At 67.6% G+C, this 543-nt stretch carries 1 protein-coding gene; it reads left to right on the forward strand.

Going from position 1 to position 543, the window contains the following annotated elements:
* Positions 1 to 543, forward strand: a 543-nt coding sequence (locus tag QQS14_RS16555) for an anti-CBASS protein Acb1 family protein (RefSeq protein WP_285908119.1), incomplete at both ends; no start/stop codon positions are given.

Raw genomic sequence — 543 nt, forward strand, 5'->3', positions numbered from 1 at the left:
CGCGGCTGAGACGGCGCTGACCAAGATGTTCGCCATGATCGCCCGCATGCAGTCCAACGAGGGCATCACACTGCTGGACAAGGAGGACGAGTTCACCACCCACAACTGGACCTTTGCCGGCGTGTACGACGCCCTGCAGGCGTTCTGCGAGCAGATCGCCGGGGCCACGGGCATCCCGCTGGTGCGCCTGCTGGGCCAGTCGCCCAAAGGGTTTGCCAGCGGCGATGCGGACATGGCCACCTACTACGACACCATCGCCACCCAGCAGGACGACGACCTGCTCCCGGCCATCGAGAAGCTGCTGCCCGTGCTCAGCCGCCACCTGTGGGGCAATCCATGGCCGGATCATGCGTATTTCGAGTTCCGCTCCCTGTGGCAGCCCAGCGAAACGGACAAGGCGACCATCGCCACGGCCGACGCCCAGGGCGTGGCCGGGCTCTACGCCGCCGGGCTGCTGAGCGAAAGCCAGGCCCTGGCCGAACTGCGCGACGCCGGGCGCGTCACCGGGCGGTACTCCGGCATTACAGACGAGGACATCGCCAG

The sequence above is a fragment of the Pseudodesulfovibrio pelocollis genome (assembly GCF_030282845.1).
GTDB classification, from domain to species: Bacteria; Desulfobacterota; Desulfovibrionia; order Desulfovibrionales; family Desulfovibrionaceae; genus Pseudodesulfovibrio; species Pseudodesulfovibrio pelocollis.